The sequence below is a fragment of the Novosphingobium guangzhouense genome (assembly GCF_002896965.1).
Lineage (GTDB): Bacteria > Pseudomonadota > Alphaproteobacteria > Sphingomonadales > Sphingomonadaceae > Novosphingobium > Novosphingobium guangzhouense.
The window spans coordinates 1-18,598 of the sequence record NZ_LYMM01000014.1; the positions used below are offsets into that span (position 1 = coordinate 1).

Consider the following 18,598-nt stretch of genomic DNA (forward strand, 5'->3'; position numbering starts at 1 on the left):
AGGGCCCTTTTTGCGTCCATCAAACGACGCAAAAAAATACGGTGACGCGGGGTGGAGCAGCCCGGTAGCTCGTCAGGCTCATAACCTGAAGGTCGTAGGTTCAAATCCTACCCCCGCAACCACCGATACCGACAAACCAGATTTTCCTGGCGTTTGTCGGTCACGGTTGGATCGCCCTCCCGCAACCACCGATACCGACATACCGGACACCTCCGACGCACCAGCGCCGGGGGCGGTATCGTTTTTGGCGGATTGCTGCCGCTCCAGCCAATCCAGGATGGTACCGAATTCACCATGCAGCATAGCGTTGACTTCGCCGCGCCTGGTGCCCGGCGTCAGGACGACGCGCTCGATGAGCCCGCGCAGGGCGTCGGCGGCCTCTTCGCGCTCTTCGGGACAGACCAGGGCGTCTGCCAGGCGCTCGACCTTGCCGCGATAAATCTCGGCGATGTTGGGATGGATATCCGGAACATCAGCCGGCGCGGCAGCTAGACGGGCGCGGATGGTGTCCTCCTGTGCTTCCAGATCGAGAAGGCGGTCGACGAGGGTGCGTGTTCCCTTGCCTTCTTCCACTATGTCCAGAACGCCCTTGATCGCTTTCAAAACCTTCTCGAGTTCAGCGCGATCTGCCGTGTCGGTTGCCCGGCGCTCGCGGTTCAGACGATTGGTCTCCTCTACGCAGGTGCGAATGGCCTTGGCGGCCACTTCGGGGCTCATCATCCGATCGCGGAGGCCATCGAGAACCCGCGCCTCCAGTTTCTCACGAGAGATGCTATGCCCGTTCGAACAGCTTCTCGTGTCGATATGGTTCGAACACGCAAACCGCCCCTGCCCGCGAAGGGTATAAGACCCGCCGCAGCATCCGCAGTAAACGAGGCCGGAGAGAAGGCTCCTCGGCCGACGGGTTCGGTTCAGTTTGTTGTGTGCCGCGCGCGTCGCTTCGATCACGCCGGCATACTGGACCGCTATATCTTCCTGTCTTGCCTTGGCTGCCTGCCACAGTTCCTCATCGACGATCCGTAGATCGGGGACGTCGGTGACGATCCATTCCGATTGCGGATTGATCCGTGACACGCGCTTGCCGGTCTGAGGATTCTTGAGATAGCGAAGCCGGTTCCAGACCAGCTTCCCGATATAGAGCTCGTTGTTAAGCAGACCGGTCCCACGCTTTGCGTGCCCCCGGATCGTCGTCGACGTCCAAAGTGTGCCGGTCGGCGCGGGTATGCCTGCTTCATTCAAGCGTCGCGCAATCGCCTGAGGGCTGAGTCCGTTGGCGAACTGCCGGAAGACCTGACGCACCACCTCGGCTTCGACGGCATTGATGCTGCGCTCGCCATGGACTGCCTCGCCTTCGCTGGAGAAGCGGCGAACAACGTCATAGCCGTAGCACAGGCCACCACCAGACTTGCCTTTCTCGACGCGTCCGCGCAGGCCACGATGGGTCTTCTTCGCAAGGTCCTTGAGGAACAGGGCATTCATGGTGCCCTTAAGGCCGACATGTAGCTCGGACACCTCGCCTTCAGCCAGCGTGACGATCTTCACGCCAGCGAATTGCAGGTGCTTGTAGAGCGTTGCAACGTCGGCTTGATCGCGGGATACGCGATCCAACGCCTCCGCGAGCAGAACATCGAACCGGCCCATCTGTGCGTCCTGAACGAGGGCCTGAATGCCGGGGCGCAGGATAACGCTGGCGCCGGAGATCGCAGCGTCCTTGTAGCTGCCTATAACATGCCAGCCTTCACGCTTCGCCTGCTCCCGGCATATTAGGAACTGATCCTCGATCGAGGCAGCACTCTGCTTGTCGTCGGAATAGCGGGCATAAAGGGCGACGCGGGTCATATCGTTCTCCTCGCGGAGAAATTAACATGATGCTCGTTACCTGCCAAATTGGGCGGCCCGCATTTAGGCAGTGGAGCATTCCTGCAGCTCACGAGGACAAGATAGCCTAGGCTTCAGAATGATCCATGGCGACGTTCCTCATTGGCGGACAAAGATTTCATAGGCGGGTACCGCTCGCATTCGAGTGCATCTTTGTAATCGCTTATGTCGCTCCCTATCTAGGGGGGTCGCAATTACTTGATCGAGGAATCCGACATGGCGAACGGATGGGCGCGCGATGGCGCCGTACAGGATCAGATCGATGATACGGTGACCGATGCTGTCTTGCGAGCCCGAGGCATGATGCCGACGGGCGAAGGTAGCGACGAATGCGACGATTGCGGCGAGGACATTCCGCAGGCTCGCCGCGCCGCCTTGCCGGGTACGCGGACCTGCGTTGCGTGCCAGGCGAAGCGGGATGCGAATATGCGCGCTGTCGGGATCAACCGGCGCGGGAGCAAGGACAGCCAGCTACGATAGACCTGTCGGTACGGTTCAAACCCGTCATTCAGCGCACTCGGGGAAAATCGTTCAGGGAAAAGCCTCTAATATCACGACATCGCATCGTTCTTCCTTGCCGATGCGGACTTCCGGCGGCGTACCGGCTTGCCGGCAATTTCGATCCAGACCGGTGCGTGGTCGCTGGTCTTTTCCCAGCCGCGCACGTGGCGGTCCACCTGCGCGTCGGTGAGCCGGTCGGTGAGCACCGGACTGAGCAGCAGATGATCGATCCGGAGACCGGCGTTGCGGGCGTAGGCGTTCCGAAAATAGTCCCAGAATGTGTAGATCGTCTCGCCCGGGTGGAGGATGCGCAATGCGTCGGCCCAGCCCTGGTCGAGCAGCCGGAAATAAGCCGCGCGCACCTCGGGCACGAACAGCGCGTCGTCGAGCCAGCGCTCGGGTTTGTAGACGTCCAGTTCGGTCGGCATGACGTTGAAATCCCCGGCGAGCATCACCGGCAGGCCGGTTTCAAGCAGCCCCGCAGCATGCGCGATCAGGCGCTCGAACCAACGGAGCTTATAGTCGAACTTGGGGCCGGGTCTGGGATTGCCGTTGGGTAGATAGAGGCCGCCGATCAGGATTCCGTTGACCGCCGCCTCGATATAGCGGATGTGACTGTCATCGGGATCGCCGGGCAAACCCCGGCGGGTTTCGTGAATCTCGCCGACACGGCTGAGGATGGCGACGCCGTTCCAGCTCTTTTGCCCGTGCCAGATCGCATCATAGCCAAGATCGCGGATCGCTCGCAGCGGGAATTTCTCCTGCGGCGCCTTCAATTCCTGCAGGACGACGATGTCGGGCTGGCGTTCGGCCAGCCAACGCAGCAGCACCGGCAAGCGGCCATTGACCCCATTCACATTGTAGGTTGCGATGATCACAGGTCGGGAAGGATCTGATCGGCGCGCCCCCAATGGGCAAGGTTCTTCGACGCCGCGCGCTTCACCATCTCCGCTCCATCGCCGATATGCCAGTGCGATGGCTTGTCGAGATCGCGCAGTTCCTCCCAGGTCAGCGGAACCGCGATCGGCGCATATTCGCGTGTCCGCGCGCTATAGGGCATGACTGCGGTCGCGCCGCGCTGATTGCGCAGATAGTCGATGAAGATTCTGCCCGTGCGCTTCGCCTTGGCCATCGCGGCGGTGAAGCGGCCCGGCTCGGCCTGGGCGAGCGCCAAAGCAAAGCGATGTGCGAAGTCCTTTACTACCGGCCATTCGGCCGAGGGCGTGAGCGGCGCGATGACATGGACGCCCTTGCCCCCGGTGACCATCGGGAAGGTCGTGAGACCCATCTGAGCGAGCACGTCCTGCACATGGAACGCCGCCGAGACGACATCCTGGAAATCCAGTCCCTCGTCGGGATCGAGATCGAAAACCAGGCGATCAGCCTTCTCGACATCCTCGATCCGCGCGCCCCAGCCATGAAACTCGATCGTGCCCATCTGGACGCAGGTGAGCAGGCCGGCGGGCGTATCGACGAACAGATAGGGTTCGTCATGGCCGTCCTTCTCGCGGATGCCGACTTGTTTGACGTCGTCGCCAAAGCTGCCGGCGTCATGTTTCTGGAAGAAGCATTTCTTCGATCGACCCTGCGGACAGCGTACGAGGCTGATCGGCCTGCTGCCGGCCCAAGGCAGCATGATCGGCGCGACGATCTCATAATAATCGGCGAGCTGGCCTTTGGTGAGCTTGCCTTCCGGAAAGATCACCCGCTCGCGATTGCTGATCTTGACGCTGCTGCGGGCCGGGGTGGTCGCGATGGCAACCGGTGTCTCGGTCTCCAGCACGACGGCTTCGGGCTTCTTGTCCTCGCGAAGCCCAAGATAGCTCGGATGACGCAGCACGCCTTCGTCGGTGAACTCGACAAAGGCGATCTCGGCCACAAGCCTGGGTTCGATCCAATGCGCGCCGCGAACAGCGGCGCGGGGCGCGTCGACGGTCGGGCCTTTGCGCGCGAGCGGCGCCATGATTTCCATGAGCCGCTCGATCTCATCGGCGGTAAAGCCGGTCCCGGCCTTGCCGGCATAGCGCAGCTTCCCATTCTCGTTGACGCCGAGCAGCAGCGAGCGGAACCCGCGCTGCTTATCCGAGGGCGTCCAGCCGACAATGACGAACTCCTGCCGGCGGATACACTTGGTCTTGAGCCAAGTGCCCGAGCGCGAGCCGCTGTATCGCGCGTCGGCGCGCTTCGAGATCACCCCTTCGAGGCCGGCGCCGCAGAAGCTGGCTAGCAGCTTCTCGCCATTGCCGACGATGTGATCGGAATAGCGGATGCGCCCTTTGGCTTCGCCGATCAGCGCCGCCAGCTTCTCCTTTCGCTCGATCAGCGGCGACCGGGTCAGATCCTCGCCGTCCAGTTCAAGCAGGTCGAAGGCGAAATAGTCGATCGCGTCAGGATCGCTTTTGAGCGCCGCCTGCAGGGCCTGAAAGCTGGTACGGCCGTCGGGAAGGGTCACCACCGCCTCGCCATCGATCAGCGCGCTGCCGACGTTCAGCTTCAACGCGTCGGTGATCAGCCCGGCGAACCGATCGGACCAGTCGAGACCCGAGCGCGTATAGGCGCGCCCTTCGCCGCCACCGATCGCGAGGAGCGTTCGATAGCCGTCATATTTGAGTTCGTGCAGCCAGCGATCGCCCGGTGGGACATGATCGACGAGCGCGGCCAGCTGCACCGGCTGAAACGGCGGCAATAGGCCAGATTTCTTGCGGCGGGCGGGCGCGGCGGCGGGCGTTCTGGAATTGCCGGCCGCCGCAGGTGACGCTTTGGCGCCCGCCTTGCGCTTGCGCACAGCCTTGCCCGCTGCAATCTCCTCCATCGTGCGCCCCGTATCGACGCTGGTAAGATGGGTGCCGATCAGATCGTCTGAGCCGCCGGCGAATTCATCCTGCACCTTTCGCAAAATCCAGTTCTCGCCCTTTTCCTTGCCGCGCGGCTTCAGACGAAAGAGGATCCACTCACCCTGCATCCGCCGGCCGTGAAGAATGAAATGGAGGTGACCTTCGGGCAGCGTCTGGCGAGGATCCTTGCCGGGGATCGATTCCCAGGTGCCATTGTCCCACAGCATCACCGTGCCGCCGCCATATTCGCCCTTGGGGATCGTGCCTTCGAACCGGGCATAGTCGAGCGGGTGATCCTCGGTGCGGACCGCGAGGCGCTTGTCGTCGGGATTGCTGCTCGGCCCGCGAGTGACCGCCCAGCTCACCAGCGTGCCGTCCAGTTCGAGGCGGAAATCATAGTGGAGGCGTGACGCCGCATGCTTTTGGACGACGAACCCGTTGCCGCTCGTCGGCTCGGTTGCGCCCGACGGCTCGGCCGTACGGTCAAAGTCGCGCTTCTCGCGATATCTTGCGAGGCGCTCGTCGGCCGAAGTGTTGTTCGCTCTCGAGGCTCTGGCCATATTGATTTCCGATCACCCCGTTAATTCGTACGGTGGTGCACTCGTTCCCCGCTCGCCCATTCGCCGATCGTGCGGACGAAGCGATAGCTTGCCTGTTCGAACTTCAGAGAGCGGAAGAAATTGTGGCTGTTGTCGATCGTGATGTCGCTCATCGCCTCGATTTGACGGCAGCCGGCCTTCGCCAGTGCGGTCTCGGCGGCCGCCACCATCGCCGTTCCGACGCCGCGACGACGATGGCGCTTGTCGACTATGAGCACTGTCACGCGCCCGATCGGGCCGCGGTGGACAGTCGCTACAACCGCCCATCCGCAGCAGCCGACGATATCGCCCAGCTCGGCGACCACCATGCCGGCCTTCGCCTTTCGGGCTGCCGCGAGATTGTCTGCGACCTCCCTGCTACCGAGCGATACGCCGCTGAGCTGGCCGAGAAGCGCCGCCAGCGAACCAGCATCGTTCGCGGTGACAGCGCGAATACGCAACTCCGGTTCGGGTGCGGGCAAAGGCTCGGGATCGGGCTGGGGCGCTGGCTCAGCTTTCGGGACGAGCCGGAGTGAAGGCTGCGGACGCGCCTTCTTGGAAGGTTTCCGTGCCGGACCTGGCTCTTCTCGTCTACGCGGCGCCGGACGATCTCGTAACACCGGTTTTGCCCGGCGGCGGATGGGTTCCTCGTCCTCCTCGGGCTCGGCCGGGCGGGGTTTGTCTCTGGGGGCAGGTCGGTCGGGCGTCGCGTCGGCCGACTGCTTCCATGTGCTTTGCTCGCTGCTACGCAGATAGTCCTGAATGTCGTCGGCGCTCGCGGTCAGGCCATCGTCGCCGATACCGAGCAGCGCCTTGCCGCCCGCATCGGTCAGGCCATATTTCCCGAAGTCGCCGGTGCCGGGCTTGCGCCGCCGCGATTTGACCAGTCTCAGCCCCCGGTGCTGCGCCATCTCGCGGAGCTCGTCGTCGCTGACCTCTGCCATCTTACGACGAGCCTGCCATGCCAGCATTTGCAAGTGCGGCAGGATCGCCTCGGCATCTTATGGGTTCCAGATGACGCGACGCCCGGAACGACACGCAACGATACGCAGTTCTCCAGATATGCGCGCGCACCGCTTCTCTCAGTCCGCTATGATCGATCGCATCGGCTTCGATGACGATCTCGGCATCCTGTCGATCTCGTTTCGCGATACTGGCACATATCTCTATTATGACGTGCCGGCCGAGACCTTCGAGGGCTTCTGCCATGCGGCTTCGGCCGGAAGCTTCTTCAATGAGCTGATCAAGGACCGTTTTCGCTACGCACGCGATCCCGAACGGCGGCGCTTCGGGCCGAACGCCTGATCGCTCAGGCTTCGCCAAGGGCACGATAAACCGACATCAGATGGCGAGAAGCGACGGCCCGCGCGCGCGGCGACCGGATCGTCTCCTCATTGGTCTCATGAAGCATGGTGAGCATGTCGAGCACTTCCTGGCGGGGTGTGCCGGTTTCTCGCAAGTGCGTGCCGATCAACGTCAGCAGATTGGCCCACAGCGTGATGGCGCCTTCGGCAAACGCTGCATCGTCGTCGACGGTCGCCGCTACCGAGTCTGATCTGTCCGCCACGGATCAGGCCCGCTTGCGCGCAGCCGGTTTCGTGGCCGGCTTGGCCGCAGCCTTCTTGGCGGCCGGTTTCGCGGCAGCCTTGCTGGTCTTCTTTGCCGCCGCCTTGGACGAGCCACCACCCGATGAGCCGAGCGAGTTCTTGAGCGCGGCCATCAGGTCGACGACGTTGGAACCACGCGAATCGCTGCCCTTGTCATCGCTCTCGATGTTAAGCGTTTTGCCCTTCTTCTTGCGCTCGATCAGCTCCTTGAGCGCGTCGGCATAGCGATCGTGAAACTCCCTCGCATCGAACTTGCCGGTCTTCTTGTCGATCAAGGTGGTGGCGAGGTCGAGCAATTCCTCGTCCGGATCGGTATCGCCGATCTCGCGGAAATAGCTCGTCGCCTTATTGACCTCATCGGCGTATCGCAGTGTCTCCATCACCATGCCGCGCCCGCAAGCTTTTATGCTGACGACATATTCCCGTCCGCGCATAGCGAGCTGGCCGAGGCCGATCTTGCGGGTGCGTCGGAGCGCCTCGCGCAGGACGATGAAGGCCTCCTCGGCGAGATCGTCGGCCGGCACGACATAATAGGGCTTCTCGAAATAGATCGCGTCGATGTCATGGCTATCGACGAACTGGGTCAACTCGAGCGTCTTCTTGCTCTCCAGTTTGACCCCCTCGATCTCGTCGTCGTCGAGCAGGACATATTCGCCCTTGGCATATTCGAAGCCCTTGACGATCTCATCGACGTCGACCGGGCCGATCCCCGGCACGACCTTTTCATACTTGATCCGCTGGCCCGAGGGCTCATGAATCTGGTTGAACGCGATCGTGGCGCCGCTCCTCGTCGCCGAATAGATTTCAACGGGAATGGAGACCAGCGCCAGTCGGATCTGACCTTTCCAATAGGGACGTGCAGCCATCGATCCTCTCCTTCGCAGATTCTCCTAATCCCTAATGCCTTCGGCTCGTTCCCGCGCAATCTGCATCGCCGCGTAATCTACGTCGCCGCACCAGGCAAAGGTGTCGATGACCGGTGCATGGGGCTGTCGCTAGCCCGCGATCAGCGGCTCGCTGGTCGGGATAAGGAACGGCATCAGCAAACTTTGCTTCCCTATGATTGAGTGCTAGAAGGCGAGGGCGCTGCGAAAAGGGCAGGGCCGGGACTGCTAATCCCGCAAATGGCCAAGGAAGCTCGGGAAACTCTGTTTTCCGGGATGCCGCCGTGCATGTCCAAACCTTCGGGTGAAAGACGGCGGCGCATGTCATTTGCGTGTTAGCAGTCCCGGCGGCTCCCGCGTCCAGTGCGCGGGAGTTCGGGATCGTCACCGCATCCGCCTCGGCACTTCCGCCTCATCCGCCATGGATGCGGGATGGAGATTCCCATGCACGAAAGCCGTGGAGACGATGCACCTTCCCTATCGGGCCGTACGGGCGATCACGTCACTGTCGAGGAATTCGAAAAGCTGCGACAGCGCGTTCCGCCGCGCGTCATGCATCTATGTCCCCACGACCGAATAGCGATCGAGCGCACGACGCGGATATTATGTGCCTGTCTCGATGACGGGCAGGAACGTGCGTTCGGGTACGGCTCGCTCTACTGGCTCATGCTCGTGGGCGACAACGCCGATCCGCAAAAGATCGACAAGCACCAACTTGAACTCTCCAAATTCGAACTCTGGGCATTCGTCGATCCCGAGTTCAATAAGGGAAGGGCACGCCATCTGGATGAGGCCCGACATATCATTAAAGCGGAAGTGGATCACCTGGCGACGATCACGTTGTCCATCTTCACCATCGATGAGCCCAAACGGTTCCGCGTTGAAGACAACCACTTCCTGACGGATCGCTATGACACGGGCATCGTTCTCTACGACCGCGCAATGGATGGACCGCGGGAGCCAAAGGCGCAGGCGCGTTTTGACAGGATTACGGCCGCTGCCATGAGGCTGCCCGAACCGCAGCATTCTGCCTTCGCCTGGTACCGGCGCCATGGGCTGGGCACGGTCAAGGGACTGGCGAAGTGCACACGCAGCTCAGCTAAAGAAGAGATGCACCTCGCTCAGGCCTTTGGGAAATTGCTCGGGTGCATCGGGGACGATGCCCTCCCGCATTCGCTTCGTCCCGGAGCGCGCAATCACCCATCCCACAACCTCAACCTCTATCACCGCCCCCAGGACTTCGACCGGATTCTGGCGGTGTCTCATTACCGTCACGCCCTGTATTTCCTGGAGACAGCGGAGGAGACCCTGCCGAAATACGGGCTTGATGTCCTCGTCCGCCATGCCGCCTATGCTACCGAGTTTGGGCTCAAGACGATCCTTTTGAAGGCAGGCTACCACGACCACTTGATCCGCCGGCAAATCGGCCTCGATCTCGAGCATGCCTTGCTGGACGCCTTGAGGAACGGGTTGCCCGAGCCCTCGCCAGATCTGATGCGGTTGATTGGCCCGCTCTCTCGCTATCACAGCCAGGGCAGAACCCCGGAGCTGGCGCGGGCCGTAGGGGCGGCGGTGCCGCCTGACGAGATTGTGGGGACGGTCTGCGCGTTGATCCGGTCCGTAGGGTTGGTGACAGGCTATGAAGGGTTACCCGCCGATACCGGTTGAGGAAGCGTTCTGCGAAAGGAAAGTCCCGGAGTGGACCGCGCGCCGCACTGCATTGAAATGCACCGCCCAAGGTCCCGAATTACCGAGGATGTGAAGGGCTCCTCGACGGGAGAACCCTGCTGGCAGCTTCGTGGCATGTCGCAAGCCGTAGCCGGCAGTGATGAAACGGCAATGCATGTCGCACATGCCGCTCTCGTCCGCATGCGCATGTGGCAAGCGCGAGATCATCACGATAGGAGTGTCCTGCAGGAGGGCGCCCCGATTGATGCCTCAGTTCAAAGATATATTTCGATTCAACACGCATAGTGCTTTGTTGGCGATGCCAGGGTTCGCCCTGTTGCTTGTGGGCGGTGTGAGTGCCGGCGCCGCGATGCCGGCCTCCATCGCAGCGGGTGCGGCGTTCTCGGTCGGCTTCGGGGCGACCAAGCGAGTGTTTCATAATCGATGGGCCGCGATGACGCTGGCTGGAATCGGCATGACACTTGTCGCCTTTATCGGCACGATCCTTGGCAACGATCCATATGTGACACTGGCGGCGACAGCCCTGATGGGAGGCCTTTGCGGTGCGTTGATCAGCCGCGACATCGATTTGTGGTGGGTCTGGCTCCAGATCATCATTGCCTTTCTGCTGGCGCTGCACTTCCCCGGAAGCGTGCTCGATGGTCTGCGCCGGGCTGTGTTGGTGGCGGGTGGGTCTGCGATCCAGATCGCAGCGGTCGGATTGATGGTGGGAGTGATCGGCGAGGGAAAAGAAATTCCGGAAGCGCGCAGCGATCGGGCGACCCGACAGGAAATGCTGCTCCACGCGCTTCGAGCGGCGCTGTGTATCACCATCGCAAAAGTCGCCGCGGACAAGGCAGGTGTCGAGCATGGCTACTGGGCTGCCCTGACCGCTATGGTCGTTCTCAAGCCGGGGCTACGCGATACCGGTGTACGTGGCATCGAGCGAATTGGCGGCACGGTCGCCGGCATTGTTCTTGCGACGATAGTGCTGCATCTGCTGGCTGCGGTACCGCTTCCGCTGGCGGGTGCTGCTGTGTTGTCCGCTGGTTGTGCGTTCGGGTTCCAGAAAGCGCGTTACGCGGTTCTGAGCGCGGCCATCACCATGAGCGTCATATTGATGATCGCGCTGGCGGGCGGAGAGATCAAAGGCGCGGAAACCGACCGATTGCTCGCAACGCTGATCGGTGGCGCTGTCGCCCTGGCCGGGGCAATGATCGCACCGCGCCGATTGCCGGGTCAGCGCAACGCCGATGACAACGAATGAATCTGCTGCAAATTCATGCGATCACCATTCGAGCGGGGCGGTCGCGCTCTGGCCATACCCGCTCCCATAAGGAAGGCCGCAGCGTTTAACCAAGAACGGCAAACCGCTGCAGTCTCAGGCTGACAGTGCCGGTCCTGGTGCGTCGGTGATACGGGACACTGCAACGAGCCCGCCATCGCAGAAATCGATCGCAGCCTCAGCTCCTTGCCAAGCGCAGTAAGGCCAGCCAGCTTACAGTCACGTCCAGAAGATTCTCCCTGGCGATCCTGTCGATGCCGGAAATGCCCAGCAGCGCGCGAACCTGATCGAGCGAGACCCAAGATCGCGGGCGCGCCGGAGGAAGGACAGCCGACCCATAGTTCGCCCATGGTGCCGAGTTGGACATAGGGCTTGCTTTGCGTCCTGTAGGGATTGCTGTGCAGAACTGCCGCCCGATATAGGTGGCATCGATTGCTAAGTGCCCACGTCCTTCATTCTCCCACATACCGACACAAGGTGCGCGCCTTGGAATGCCCGGTATGCCCAACCACAGCGTTGGGAAGCTGTACGGCTTCAGGATAGCGTTTCAACGCTCCTATCGACCGCAGTGGAGAGAATAACGGCTGTATCCTGCCAGGCGGCAGCCCCTCTTTCGGGGGCCTGGCAGGGCGTAACAACATCCGTGACGCGGCTTGTGGCCCAAGATCGGCCGCCACGCACCGAAGCCGAAATGCCTCGGATCGGAACGAGAAAGACTGTAAGAACGGCCTTGTCGAGGCCCAGGAAAGAGATCGCCTGCTTTGAGCTGAAAGAGAACTTTCTTTCCGCCTTGCATAGGCTTGTGCCTCAAGGCATCCCATTAGGGGGATCAGGCTGAGGGCGGCGTACCCTGACAATGCTGCACAGCCCCCGCAGCGGTGATGAGAAAGGCTTCATCGCTAAAACGGACGGAAGGCAGGATGATGGATCAGCGTGTCACAGATCTTTGGAATCGCCTCATGGCTTACAATGAGGGCGACGCTATTCCGCTTGCCGCATTCCGTGACGAGGTTCTGCAGTTGCACGAGGCCATCACCGATGAGGAGAGCCGAATTGGCCTCATGCGGATCTTCAATCTTGTCTGTGACTTAGTGGCGGTGCATCTCGAAGAAACGGGGGGCGATCTCCACGCTTTTGCCGCTCATCGGCAAAGCCAGATTTGGATGTTCTTGCGGGCCGAAAGCCTTCTCGATGGCGTGCTGGACCGTAGCCGACTTCGTGATGTGACCGGGCGTGAGGTGCAGGCCGGTCGCATGACGCCGGACGATCCGCTGCGACTGTACGCCCTGGGCGATGATTCGGCTTTCGCCGAGTTCTTGGAAGCGCCGTCAGCGCAGCCGACGCGCCACTAGGACGGAACACCGGCCTGCGGGCTCGCAGCAAGAAACAGCGCAGCGAGCGGCGCAAAGCTGGCGCCGATAAACCACGACGCAGTCGCTTTTCTGCCTGCGCCGGTGTAACGATGCTTGGGTGAAAGCTGCTATTCACCGGCCTTGAGGACTGTCCGAAGGAAAGGCCGAGGAGGATGAATCCGAGGATTATGTAGATGCACTCACCTGCGCTGCCTTGGCTGAAAAGCTGGGGAGCAAATCCACTGCGCGCCGCAATCATCCCAGTCGAGCAGCCCAATCGGATGGACGCTGGACCCTCCTTGCGTTCCTTCTCGCCTGGGCGATCGTTGTGCTGACAATCGGTGGGGCGATCTGTATTATCTCAACGTCAATATGATGCCGATGCCCGCGAGCATATGAGCACCATGTTCGGGCATTGATGGAACCGATGGCGAGCAGCCGAAATAACGCCAGCAAAATACCTGTGGTGTCTAGTTGCTCCCCAACAGTAAGACGGTGCTCCCGATAAAACGATCGGGGCCATTTGGTCATCCTGTCGGTACCGGCATCAAGTATCTGCAGTGCTCTGCGACGCGGCGGTGCCGGAAATGCCTGCTTTTGCGAGATCTGGATTTTGCGCGACCTGTTGGTCGACGCCGTCCTGGGCGCCCTCTTTCGCCGCCTGCTTGACCGATTTTTCGAACATGCGCTTCAGCACCCAACCGACCGCGAAAGTCACCGTCGCGGTGACAACGGCGCGAGCTGCGGTATCCTCGAGCGAGCGAAAGAGCTGTTTGCGGCGCTGGCGTCCATTCTGACCGGCAATGAGGTCGGCTACTTTCTCTCGTTTGCGCATTCGATCACCTCCTGGTTTCGGTCGTAGTATGCGTAACGCACGAAAAGGGAGAAGGGTTGCCGCTGTATTTGGTGAGCATTCTGACGGCTCACCATCGGTGGATTGCCTGGCTCCGATCAGCAGCGACACTCCTGCTCCGGTCAAACGGAAGCGCAGGAGTCGTGTGATGGAATATTTTGCAGGCCTGGACGTGTCGGTCGAAGAAACAGCCATCTGTGTCGTGGGCGATGACGGGACGGTTGTGCTGCAAACCGCAGTGGAAACCGATCCAGCGGCGATCGGCGAAGCGCTTCGCCGATATGCTGGCCGCCTGCGTCGCGTTGGCCATGAGGCTGGCTCGCTGTCGCCCTGGCTGCATGCCGGCCTGCTCGCGATCGGCATTCCGGCAGTCTGTCTGGAAACCCGCCATGTGCGTGCAGCGCTGTCGGCCCAGCGCAACAAGACGGACGCCGCCGACGCACTGGGCATCGCACACATCATGCGCACCGGCTGGTTCCGCCAGGCGCACATCAAGTCGGAAAACTGCTACCGGATACGCCTGCTGCTGGTCCAGCGACGGAACCTCAAGCGCAAGTTTCTCGATCTGGAAAATGCAGTCCGGCACTCGCTGAAGGTGTTCGGCATCAAGCTTGGCAAGGTCGGCCGTGGCAGCATGGAGAAGGCCGTCCGGGAAGCGATCGCCGGCGATCCGATGGCAGCTGGCGTGATGGAATGCATGCTCCGCGCCCGTGCTGCGTTGTGGGCGGAGTACCTCATACTCAACAAGCTGGTGGTGCAGATAGCCATGCGCGACGAACTCTGTCGCCGCTTCATGGAGATCCCTGGTGTCGGCCCGGTCACGGCGCTCAGTTTCAGCAGCGCGATCGACGATCCCGCCCGCTTTCGCCGCTCGCGCAACGTCGCTGCCTACTTCGGTCTGACTGCAAAGCGATGGCAGTCGGGAACGTCGATCGACGTGCAGGGACGCATCAGCAAGGCAGGCGATCCTGATGTCCGTCGCGCGCTCTACGAGGCAGCGTCGGCCATGCTCACCCGCTTCAAAGGGCGCGATACGGTCAAGACCTGGGGGCTGAAGCTGGCGAAGACGAAGTGCCACGCCAAGGCGCGGGTCGCGGTTGCCCGCAAGCTCGCCGTCATCATGCACGCGATGTGGCGGGATGGCACTTTCTACACCGGCGATCCGGACGCGTCAGCGCACGATGTCGCCGCCTGGAATGCGGCCAAGGTGCAGCGTCTGAGCATCGCGCAGTCATGAACAACCGCTTTCTCTTATCGGCCCACTGACGGCCGATCAGCTTACGGAGGTCCGCGCAAGCGGCAGAGGAATGATACAGACCTGGACAACGGGAAGCACGATATCTCGCCTGTGGCCGGCTTCGTCGGATCACGCGCGATTGCCTGTGTTGGTGCCCCGTACATCCGATAGCGACATGTGCCGCGATGGTTCGCACACCGCTGTAATGCGGATCGATCACGCCATCGACGAGCACGGAGGACTGCGCGGCGTATCAGACCTCGACCACTTCGCAGATAGGTGCCGGCTGACATCGAATAGAGGGCGATTACTTGCTACAAAGGAGGAATGGCGATGGCGAAAACTTGCAAAATCTCGGACCCAAATAGGACGGCCGAGATAAAAGAACAGCCGGCTGGCAGATGATCCGAGCGCCCTTCAGGGCGATGCCGGGGAAAATCCTGAGGACTACAGTCCGCCCGCGAAAATGGTTCTCAGAGGCGTAGCAGGTTTTCAGCCGGCCAGCCTCGTCACTCGCCGGTTTGGGCATCTGGAGCGGCAATCTGCTTGGATACTGGTGCTTCACCTTGGCGGAAGAATAGGGAAAGTATGAGTAGGACCGCGGTCGAGAGAAATTCGCTCTCCCAGTTTTCGAAGACCCTTCGGCAAGCTTTTTACAGGCGACGCCAATTGACGAGGAAGTCTGGGAAGCGGTTGAGCAGCTTTTACGGGCAGTCCGACGATCAGGTATCACGAGGCGGGATACACCTTTCCCTCTGTCGCGTTCGCCTTGATCATTCATCCCATGGAAGGAGAGATGTCATGGCACAGACCGATATTGCCACGGACGAAACCAATCGGCTAATCGCCTCGAACAAGGTTGAGGGCACCACCGTCTACAACGCCCAGCGCGAAAAGCTCGGCTCTATCTACAATTTCATGGTCGAAAAGCGCTCGGGCAAGGTGGAATATGCCGTACTTCAGTTCGGCGGCCTGTTCGGGCTGGGGAGCGATTATTATCCGCTACCCTGGGACGTGCTGACCTATGATACCGATCAGGGAGGCTATGTCGTCAATCTCGACAAGAGCGTGCTGGAACAGGCGCCCCGCTATGCAGGCGACAGCGAGCCGGCTTTCGATCGCAACTACGGGCGAGAGGTATATGGCCATTACGGCGTCGACTACCCCTATTGATCGGACAGAAGTGGCCGGCCCGTAGGGCCGGCTACTTTTTCGCGCTTATGACGACTTGTCGCTGAGCGCCTCGCCACCTTCCTCCTTTTCCAGCAGAACGGCTGCCGATCCGGCTGCAGACAGACGTACCTGATTGCCTTCGACAGCGGCCACCAATCCTCCTGAAAAATAATGGTGATGATCGGAGTGCGAGCCGCTGTCGGCTTTCGTCATCTTGATCCGATCGCCCTCGACCTTGTCGACAGTGCCGATATGAACGCCATCTGCGCCGATGATCTCCATATGCTCCTTGATTTGGCTCAGGTCCGTCATCTCAGTTCCTTTCATCTGGTGAAATTTCTGTACCCATTTGCCAGGCCGGGCTCGATTTTCCCGTCGCCGGGCAGTTGGTTTGCGCTATGTCCCGTCGAGCGGCAGAAGCGATCTAGCCGTTCACAATGATCCCGCCATTTGGATGGAGCACCTGCCCGGACATGTAGCTGGAATCCTCGCAGGCGAGAAACAGGAAGGCCGGGGCGACTTCATTGGGCTGGCCCGGCCGACCCATGGGCGTGCTCTCGCCAAAATGCTCCAGCTTCTCAGGTTTTGCGCCGCCGCATGGGTTGAGCGGGGTCCAGATCGGTCCCGGTGCGACCGCATTCACGCGAATGCCATCGCCGACCAGATTTTCCGACAATGACCGAGTAAAGGCCGTGATCGCACCCTTGGTCGAGCTATAGTCGAGCAGATCCTTGCTGCCCTGGTACATGGTGACGCTCGTGCAGTTGACGATCGCCGCGCCCGGCTTGAGGTGCGGGCGCGCGGCCTGCGTCAGGAAGAACATGCCAAAGATATTGGTCTGGAAGGTTCGGCGCAGCTGTTCCTCGGTTATGTCCGTGATGTCCTCATCGGGATGCTGCTCGCCGGCATTGTTGACGAGAATGTCGATCCTGCCGAATGCATCGAGCGTCTTGCGTACGATCTCCTCGCTGAAATCCTTCTCGCCGATATCGCCGCGGATGGTGATCGCCTTGCGTCCTTCGGCCTCGACGATCCGCTTCGTTTCGGCGGCATCGTCGTCCTCGAGCAGATAGACTATGGCGATGTCAGCGCCTTCACGGGCATAAAGTGCCGCCACGGCGCGCCCGATGCCACTGTCGGCGCCGGTGATGATCGCAACCTTGTCCTTGAGACGCTCAGCCCCCTTATAGCGAGGCTGCCACTCGGGCTTTGGCTCGAGTTTGCTTTCATGCCCGGGAAGCGCATCTTCGTGGATCATCTGGGCGGTCTCGGTCATTGCGGCATCTCCTTTGGAGACAGAACCCTTTTCTTGCCGATGAGTTCTCCTGTCAGTGAACGGATGATCGCACGCCTGCGTCAGTCGACACCAAAGGAGACGATTGATGGCACTCAAGGCCCTGGCTCTCAATTGCACCCTTAAGAGCAACGCGAAGGAAGCCAGCTCAACCGACACCATGATCGCGGTGTTGAAACAGGCATTTTCCGACTGTCAGGTTACGATTACCGAGACAGTGCGGGCGGCAGCGCTCGATATCAGAGCCGGAGTAACATCCGACGAAGGGGACGGCGATGCCTGGCCTGCGCTGCGCGAGAAAATACTGGCGCACGACATCCTCGTCTTCGGCGGCCCGATCTGGATGGGGCAGATATCCAGCGTCGCCAAGCGCGTGCTCGAACGGATGGACGCGTTTCTCTCGGAGACGGACGATCAGGGCCGCATGCCCAGCTATGGAAAAGTCGCGGTGGCGGCGATCGTTGGCAACGAGGACGGCGCGCATTTTTCATCCGCCCAGCTTTTCCAGGCCCTGAACGATGTAGGCTGGACCATTCCAGCGGTCGCGGCATGCTACTGGGTCGGCGAGGCGATGGGGTCCACGGATTTCAAGGATTTGGCGACGACGCCGGAAAAGGTGACGGAAACTGCAAAGATGGTGGCTGGCAACGCCGCCCGTCTGGCCGGCTTGCTGCAGAAAAATCCCTATCCCGGCTGAGCCAAAATTCTCGTTCTGATCAGCTTCCAGGGAGAAAGCTTTCGTGAAAGATACAGGATGGATTGCCGCAGGGGAGTTCGTCCGGCATCCGTCAATGGTCGGCTCGGCCTTTCCCGCAAGCGCCCGAATGGTGCGCCGTATGCTGGCCCCGTTGAACTGGTCTAACATCGAGGTTCTCGTGGAATACGGGCCGGGCAGCGGCAGATTTACCTTCGAAATGCTCAGGCGCATGCATTCGAAGCGCGCGTCGATCTGGCGAAGATCGCGCCAAAGCGCGATTTCTGACCACCAAGAAATTGCGGCGAGCCGATCGAAACAGATCGGGACGAATTGGCTGCTGCCGCGTTCAAGGGATTGGCGGTGGCAACCGACAAGGAGAAGGATCATGCCTCGCGGAGACAAGTCGAGCTACACCGACAAGCAGAAGCGCAAGGCCGAGCATATCGAAGAGGGCTATGAGGATCGCGGCGTAGGCAAGGAGGAGGCAGAGAGGCGCGCCTGGGCGACGGTCAACAAGGAGTCCGGCGGCGGAAAGAAATCTGGCTCTGGCCGCGGCAAGAAAGAAAACCACGAAAGTTCGCGCAAAGGTGGCCGCAAGGGCGGATCGAGTCAGAGCGCGGAAAAGCGCTCTGCGGCCGCGAAAAAGGGCTGGGAAACCCGCCGACGCAAGGGAAATGCCTGATGTCGACCCACAAGATGATGGCGCTGCACACGAATGTGAGTGGCGTGCATGACGCTGGGGTGTCCTGGTGACGCA

Annotated in this window: 19 protein-coding genes, 1 tRNA gene and 2 pseudogenes; 11 read left to right on the top strand and 11 right to left on the bottom strand. The window is 61.1% G+C overall.

The genetic code is table 11. From position 1 onward, the window contains the following. The first annotated feature begins 45 nt into the window (after nucleotides 1-45). Both A8V01_RS04195 and A8V01_RS29100 read left to right on the top strand, forming a co-directional pair. A tRNA-Met gene (locus A8V01_RS04195) sits at nucleotides 46-122 on the top strand. 172 nt (nucleotides 123-294) lie between these two features. Beyond that, entirely contained in the window at nucleotides 295-492 is a 198-nt protein-coding gene (locus A8V01_RS29100) for a hypothetical protein (RefSeq protein ID WP_245892320.1), read from the top strand. Between the two features lie 294 nt (nucleotides 493-786). On the opposite strand, the pseudogene A8V01_RS29105 reads toward A8V01_RS29100, so the two are convergent. Further along, nucleotides 787-1,839, bottom strand: a pseudogene (locus tag A8V01_RS29105) (recombinase family protein); the annotation flags it as partial. A gap of 255 nt (nucleotides 1,840-2,094) precedes the next feature. On the opposite strand from A8V01_RS29105, the gene A8V01_RS04205 reads away from it, so the two are divergent. Continuing rightward, nucleotides 2,095-2,358, top strand: a complete 264-nt coding sequence (locus A8V01_RS04205) for a DksA/TraR family C4-type zinc finger protein (RefSeq protein WP_004212606.1) — start codon at nucleotides 2,095-2,097, stop codon at nucleotides 2,356-2,358. A gap of 71 nt (nucleotides 2,359-2,429) precedes the next feature. Here A8V01_RS04205 and xth read toward each other — a convergent pair whose 3' ends face one another. From xth to A8V01_RS04220, 3 genes are read right to left on the bottom strand one after another with little or no spacing between them, the layout of a single operon-like run. After that, nucleotides 2,430-3,257: an exodeoxyribonuclease III gene (xth, locus tag A8V01_RS04210; RefSeq protein ID WP_103094706.1), complete on the bottom strand. Its 828-nt coding sequence runs from the start codon at nucleotides 3,255-3,257 to the stop codon at nucleotides 2,430-2,432. Then, on the bottom strand, nucleotides 3,254-5,773 hold the full coding sequence (gene ligD / locus A8V01_RS04215; protein ID WP_103094707.1) for a DNA ligase D: 2,520 nt from the start codon (nucleotides 5,771-5,773) through the stop codon (nucleotides 3,254-3,256). The genes xth and ligD overlap by 4 nt, the downstream gene beginning before the upstream one ends. Before the next feature lie 20 nt (nucleotides 5,774-5,793). After that, entirely contained in the window at nucleotides 5,794-6,735 is a 942-nt protein-coding gene (locus tag A8V01_RS04220) for a GNAT family N-acetyltransferase (protein ID WP_103094811.1), read from the bottom strand. Nucleotides 6,736-6,883: 148 nt separating this feature from the next. On the opposite strand from A8V01_RS04220, the gene A8V01_RS04225 reads away from it, so the two are divergent. Next, complete coding sequence (locus tag A8V01_RS04225; protein ID WP_103094708.1) at nucleotides 6,884-7,096, top strand: KTSC domain-containing protein; 213 nt, start codon at nucleotides 6,884-6,886, stop codon at nucleotides 7,094-7,096. 4 nt (nucleotides 7,097-7,100) lie between these two features. On the opposite strand, the gene A8V01_RS04230 is transcribed toward A8V01_RS04225, so the two are convergent. Together A8V01_RS04230 and ku are read right to left on the bottom strand one after the other, a co-directional pair. After that, nucleotides 7,101-7,358: a hypothetical protein gene (locus tag A8V01_RS04230; protein WP_103094709.1), complete on the bottom strand. Its 258-nt coding sequence runs from the start codon at nucleotides 7,356-7,358 to the stop codon at nucleotides 7,101-7,103. A 3-nt stretch (nucleotides 7,359-7,361) separates the two neighbouring features. Next, complete coding sequence (ku, locus tag A8V01_RS04235; RefSeq protein ID WP_103094710.1) at nucleotides 7,362-8,264, bottom strand: non-homologous end joining protein Ku; 903 nt, start codon at nucleotides 8,262-8,264, stop codon at nucleotides 7,362-7,364. 462 nt (nucleotides 8,265-8,726) lie between these two features. Here ku and A8V01_RS04240 point away from each other — a divergent pair, with 462 nt between their 5' ends. Both A8V01_RS04240 and A8V01_RS04245 read left to right on the top strand, forming a co-directional pair. Continuing rightward, nucleotides 8,727-9,950 (top strand): HEPN domain-containing protein, encoded by a 1,224-nt coding sequence (locus A8V01_RS04240; protein WP_103094711.1) that lies wholly within the window; start codon nucleotides 8,727-8,729, stop codon nucleotides 9,948-9,950. Nucleotides 9,951-10,215: 265 nt separating this feature from the next. Further along, the gene (locus tag A8V01_RS04245; protein WP_170065826.1) at nucleotides 10,216-11,217 is read left to right on the top strand and encodes an FUSC family protein; all 1,002 of its coding nucleotides are present in this window, start codon (nucleotides 10,216-10,218) and stop codon (nucleotides 11,215-11,217) included. A 196-nt stretch (nucleotides 11,218-11,413) separates the two neighbouring features. On the opposite strand, the gene A8V01_RS28055 is transcribed toward A8V01_RS04245, so the two are convergent. Next, nucleotides 11,414-11,602, bottom strand: coding sequence for a hypothetical protein (locus A8V01_RS28055; protein ID WP_146037179.1), 189 nt, complete (start codon nucleotides 11,600-11,602; stop codon nucleotides 11,414-11,416). Between the two features lie 592 nt (nucleotides 11,603-12,194). On the opposite strand from A8V01_RS28055, the gene A8V01_RS04250 reads away from it, so the two are divergent. Next, on the top strand, nucleotides 12,195-12,587 hold the full coding sequence (locus A8V01_RS04250; protein ID WP_004212624.1) for a hypothetical protein: 393 nt from the start codon (nucleotides 12,195-12,197) through the stop codon (nucleotides 12,585-12,587). Between the two features lie 547 nt (nucleotides 12,588-13,134). Here the strand turns inward: A8V01_RS04250 and A8V01_RS04255 are convergent. Then, entirely contained in the window at nucleotides 13,135-13,422 is a 288-nt protein-coding gene (locus A8V01_RS04255; protein ID WP_004212625.1) for a hypothetical protein, read from the bottom strand. A 166-nt stretch (nucleotides 13,423-13,588) separates the two neighbouring features. Between A8V01_RS04255 and A8V01_RS04260 the strand changes: the two genes are divergently transcribed. After that, complete coding sequence (locus tag A8V01_RS04260; RefSeq protein WP_103094713.1) at nucleotides 13,589-14,677, top strand: IS110 family RNA-guided transposase; 1,089 nt, start codon at nucleotides 13,589-13,591, stop codon at nucleotides 14,675-14,677. Between the two features lie 509 nt (nucleotides 14,678-15,186). On the opposite strand, the pseudogene A8V01_RS29630 reads toward A8V01_RS04260, so the two are convergent. Further along, nucleotides 15,187-15,306: pseudogene (locus A8V01_RS29630) on the bottom strand (DUF6766 family protein); the annotation flags it as partial. 172 nt (nucleotides 15,307-15,478) lie between these two features. Between A8V01_RS29630 and A8V01_RS04265 the strand changes: the two are divergent. Then, nucleotides 15,479-15,850, top strand: a complete 372-nt coding sequence (locus A8V01_RS04265; protein WP_004212627.1) for a PRC-barrel domain-containing protein — start codon at nucleotides 15,479-15,481, stop codon at nucleotides 15,848-15,850. A 45-nt stretch (nucleotides 15,851-15,895) separates the two neighbouring features. Here the strand turns inward: A8V01_RS04265 and A8V01_RS04270 are convergent, their stop codons facing one another. After that, complete coding sequence (locus tag A8V01_RS04270; protein ID WP_103094714.1) at nucleotides 15,896-16,162, bottom strand: DUF2171 domain-containing protein; 267 nt, start codon at nucleotides 16,160-16,162, stop codon at nucleotides 15,896-15,898. 112 nt (nucleotides 16,163-16,274) lie between these two features. Then, nucleotides 16,275-17,126: an SDR family oxidoreductase gene (locus A8V01_RS04275; RefSeq protein ID WP_103094715.1), complete on the bottom strand. Its 852-nt coding sequence runs from the start codon at nucleotides 17,124-17,126 to the stop codon at nucleotides 16,275-16,277. A 106-nt stretch (nucleotides 17,127-17,232) separates the two neighbouring features. Here A8V01_RS04275 and A8V01_RS04280 point away from each other — a divergent pair, with 106 nt between their 5' ends. Together A8V01_RS04280 and A8V01_RS04285 are read left to right on the top strand one after the other, a co-directional pair. Then, nucleotides 17,233-17,841 carry a flavodoxin family protein gene (locus A8V01_RS04280; RefSeq protein WP_103094812.1) on the top strand — a complete coding sequence of 203 codons (609 nt, stop codon included), beginning with the start codon at nucleotides 17,233-17,235 and terminating at the stop codon, nucleotides 17,839-17,841. A gap of 385 nt (nucleotides 17,842-18,226) precedes the next feature. Then, nucleotides 18,227-18,523: a hypothetical protein gene (locus A8V01_RS04285; RefSeq protein WP_004212633.1), complete on the top strand. Its 297-nt coding sequence runs from the start codon at nucleotides 18,227-18,229 to the stop codon at nucleotides 18,521-18,523. The last annotated feature ends 75 nt before the right edge of the window (nucleotides 18,524-18,598 follow it).

Coding starts and splice junctions, on each gene's coding strand:
- A8V01_RS04265 (WP_004212627.1), top strand. CDS start 15,479: ATGGCACAGACCGATATTGCCACGGACGAAACCAATCGGCTAATCGCC.
- A8V01_RS04240 (WP_103094711.1), top strand. CDS start 8,727: ATGCACGAAAGCCGTGGAGACGATGCACCTTCCCTATCGGGCCGTACG.
- ku (WP_103094710.1), bottom strand. CDS start 8,264: ATGGCTGCACGTCCCTATTGGAAAGGTCAGATCCGACTGGCGCTGGTC.
- A8V01_RS04285 (WP_004212633.1), top strand. CDS start 18,227: ATGCCTCGCGGAGACAAGTCGAGCTACACCGACAAGCAGAAGCGCAAG.
- A8V01_RS04250 (WP_004212624.1), top strand. CDS start 12,195: ATGGCTTACAATGAGGGCGACGCTATTCCGCTTGCCGCATTCCGTGAC.
- ligD (WP_103094707.1), bottom strand. CDS start 5,773: ATGGCCAGAGCCTCGAGAGCGAACAACACTTCGGCCGACGAGCGCCTC.
- A8V01_RS04275 (WP_103094715.1), bottom strand. CDS start 17,126: ATGACCGAGACCGCCCAGATGATCCACGAAGATGCGCTTCCCGGGCAT.
- A8V01_RS04270 (WP_103094714.1), bottom strand. CDS start 16,162: ATGACGGACCTGAGCCAAATCAAGGAGCATATGGAGATCATCGGCGCA.
- A8V01_RS04280 (WP_103094812.1), top strand. CDS start 17,233: ATGGCACTCAAGGCCCTGGCTCTCAATTGCACCCTTAAGAGCAACGCG.
- A8V01_RS04260 (WP_103094713.1), top strand. CDS start 13,589: ATGGAATATTTTGCAGGCCTGGACGTGTCGGTCGAAGAAACAGCCATC.
- A8V01_RS04205 (WP_004212606.1), top strand. CDS start 2,095: ATGGCGAACGGATGGGCGCGCGATGGCGCCGTACAGGATCAGATCGAT.
- A8V01_RS04225 (WP_103094708.1), top strand. CDS start 6,884: ATGATCGATCGCATCGGCTTCGATGACGATCTCGGCATCCTGTCGATC.
- A8V01_RS04245 (WP_170065826.1), top strand. CDS start 10,216: ATGCCTCAGTTCAAAGATATATTTCGATTCAACACGCATAGTGCTTTG.
- A8V01_RS04255 (WP_004212625.1), bottom strand. CDS start 13,422: ATGCGCAAACGAGAGAAAGTAGCCGACCTCATTGCCGGTCAGAATGGA.
- A8V01_RS29100 (WP_245892320.1), top strand. CDS start 295: ATGCAGCATAGCGTTGACTTCGCCGCGCCTGGTGCCCGGCGTCAGGAC.
- A8V01_RS04220 (WP_103094811.1), bottom strand. CDS start 6,735: ATGGCAGAGGTCAGCGACGACGAGCTCCGCGAGATGGCGCAGCACCGG.
- A8V01_RS28055 (WP_146037179.1), bottom strand. CDS start 11,602: ATGTCCAACTCGGCACCATGGGCGAACTATGGGTCGGCTGTCCTTCCT.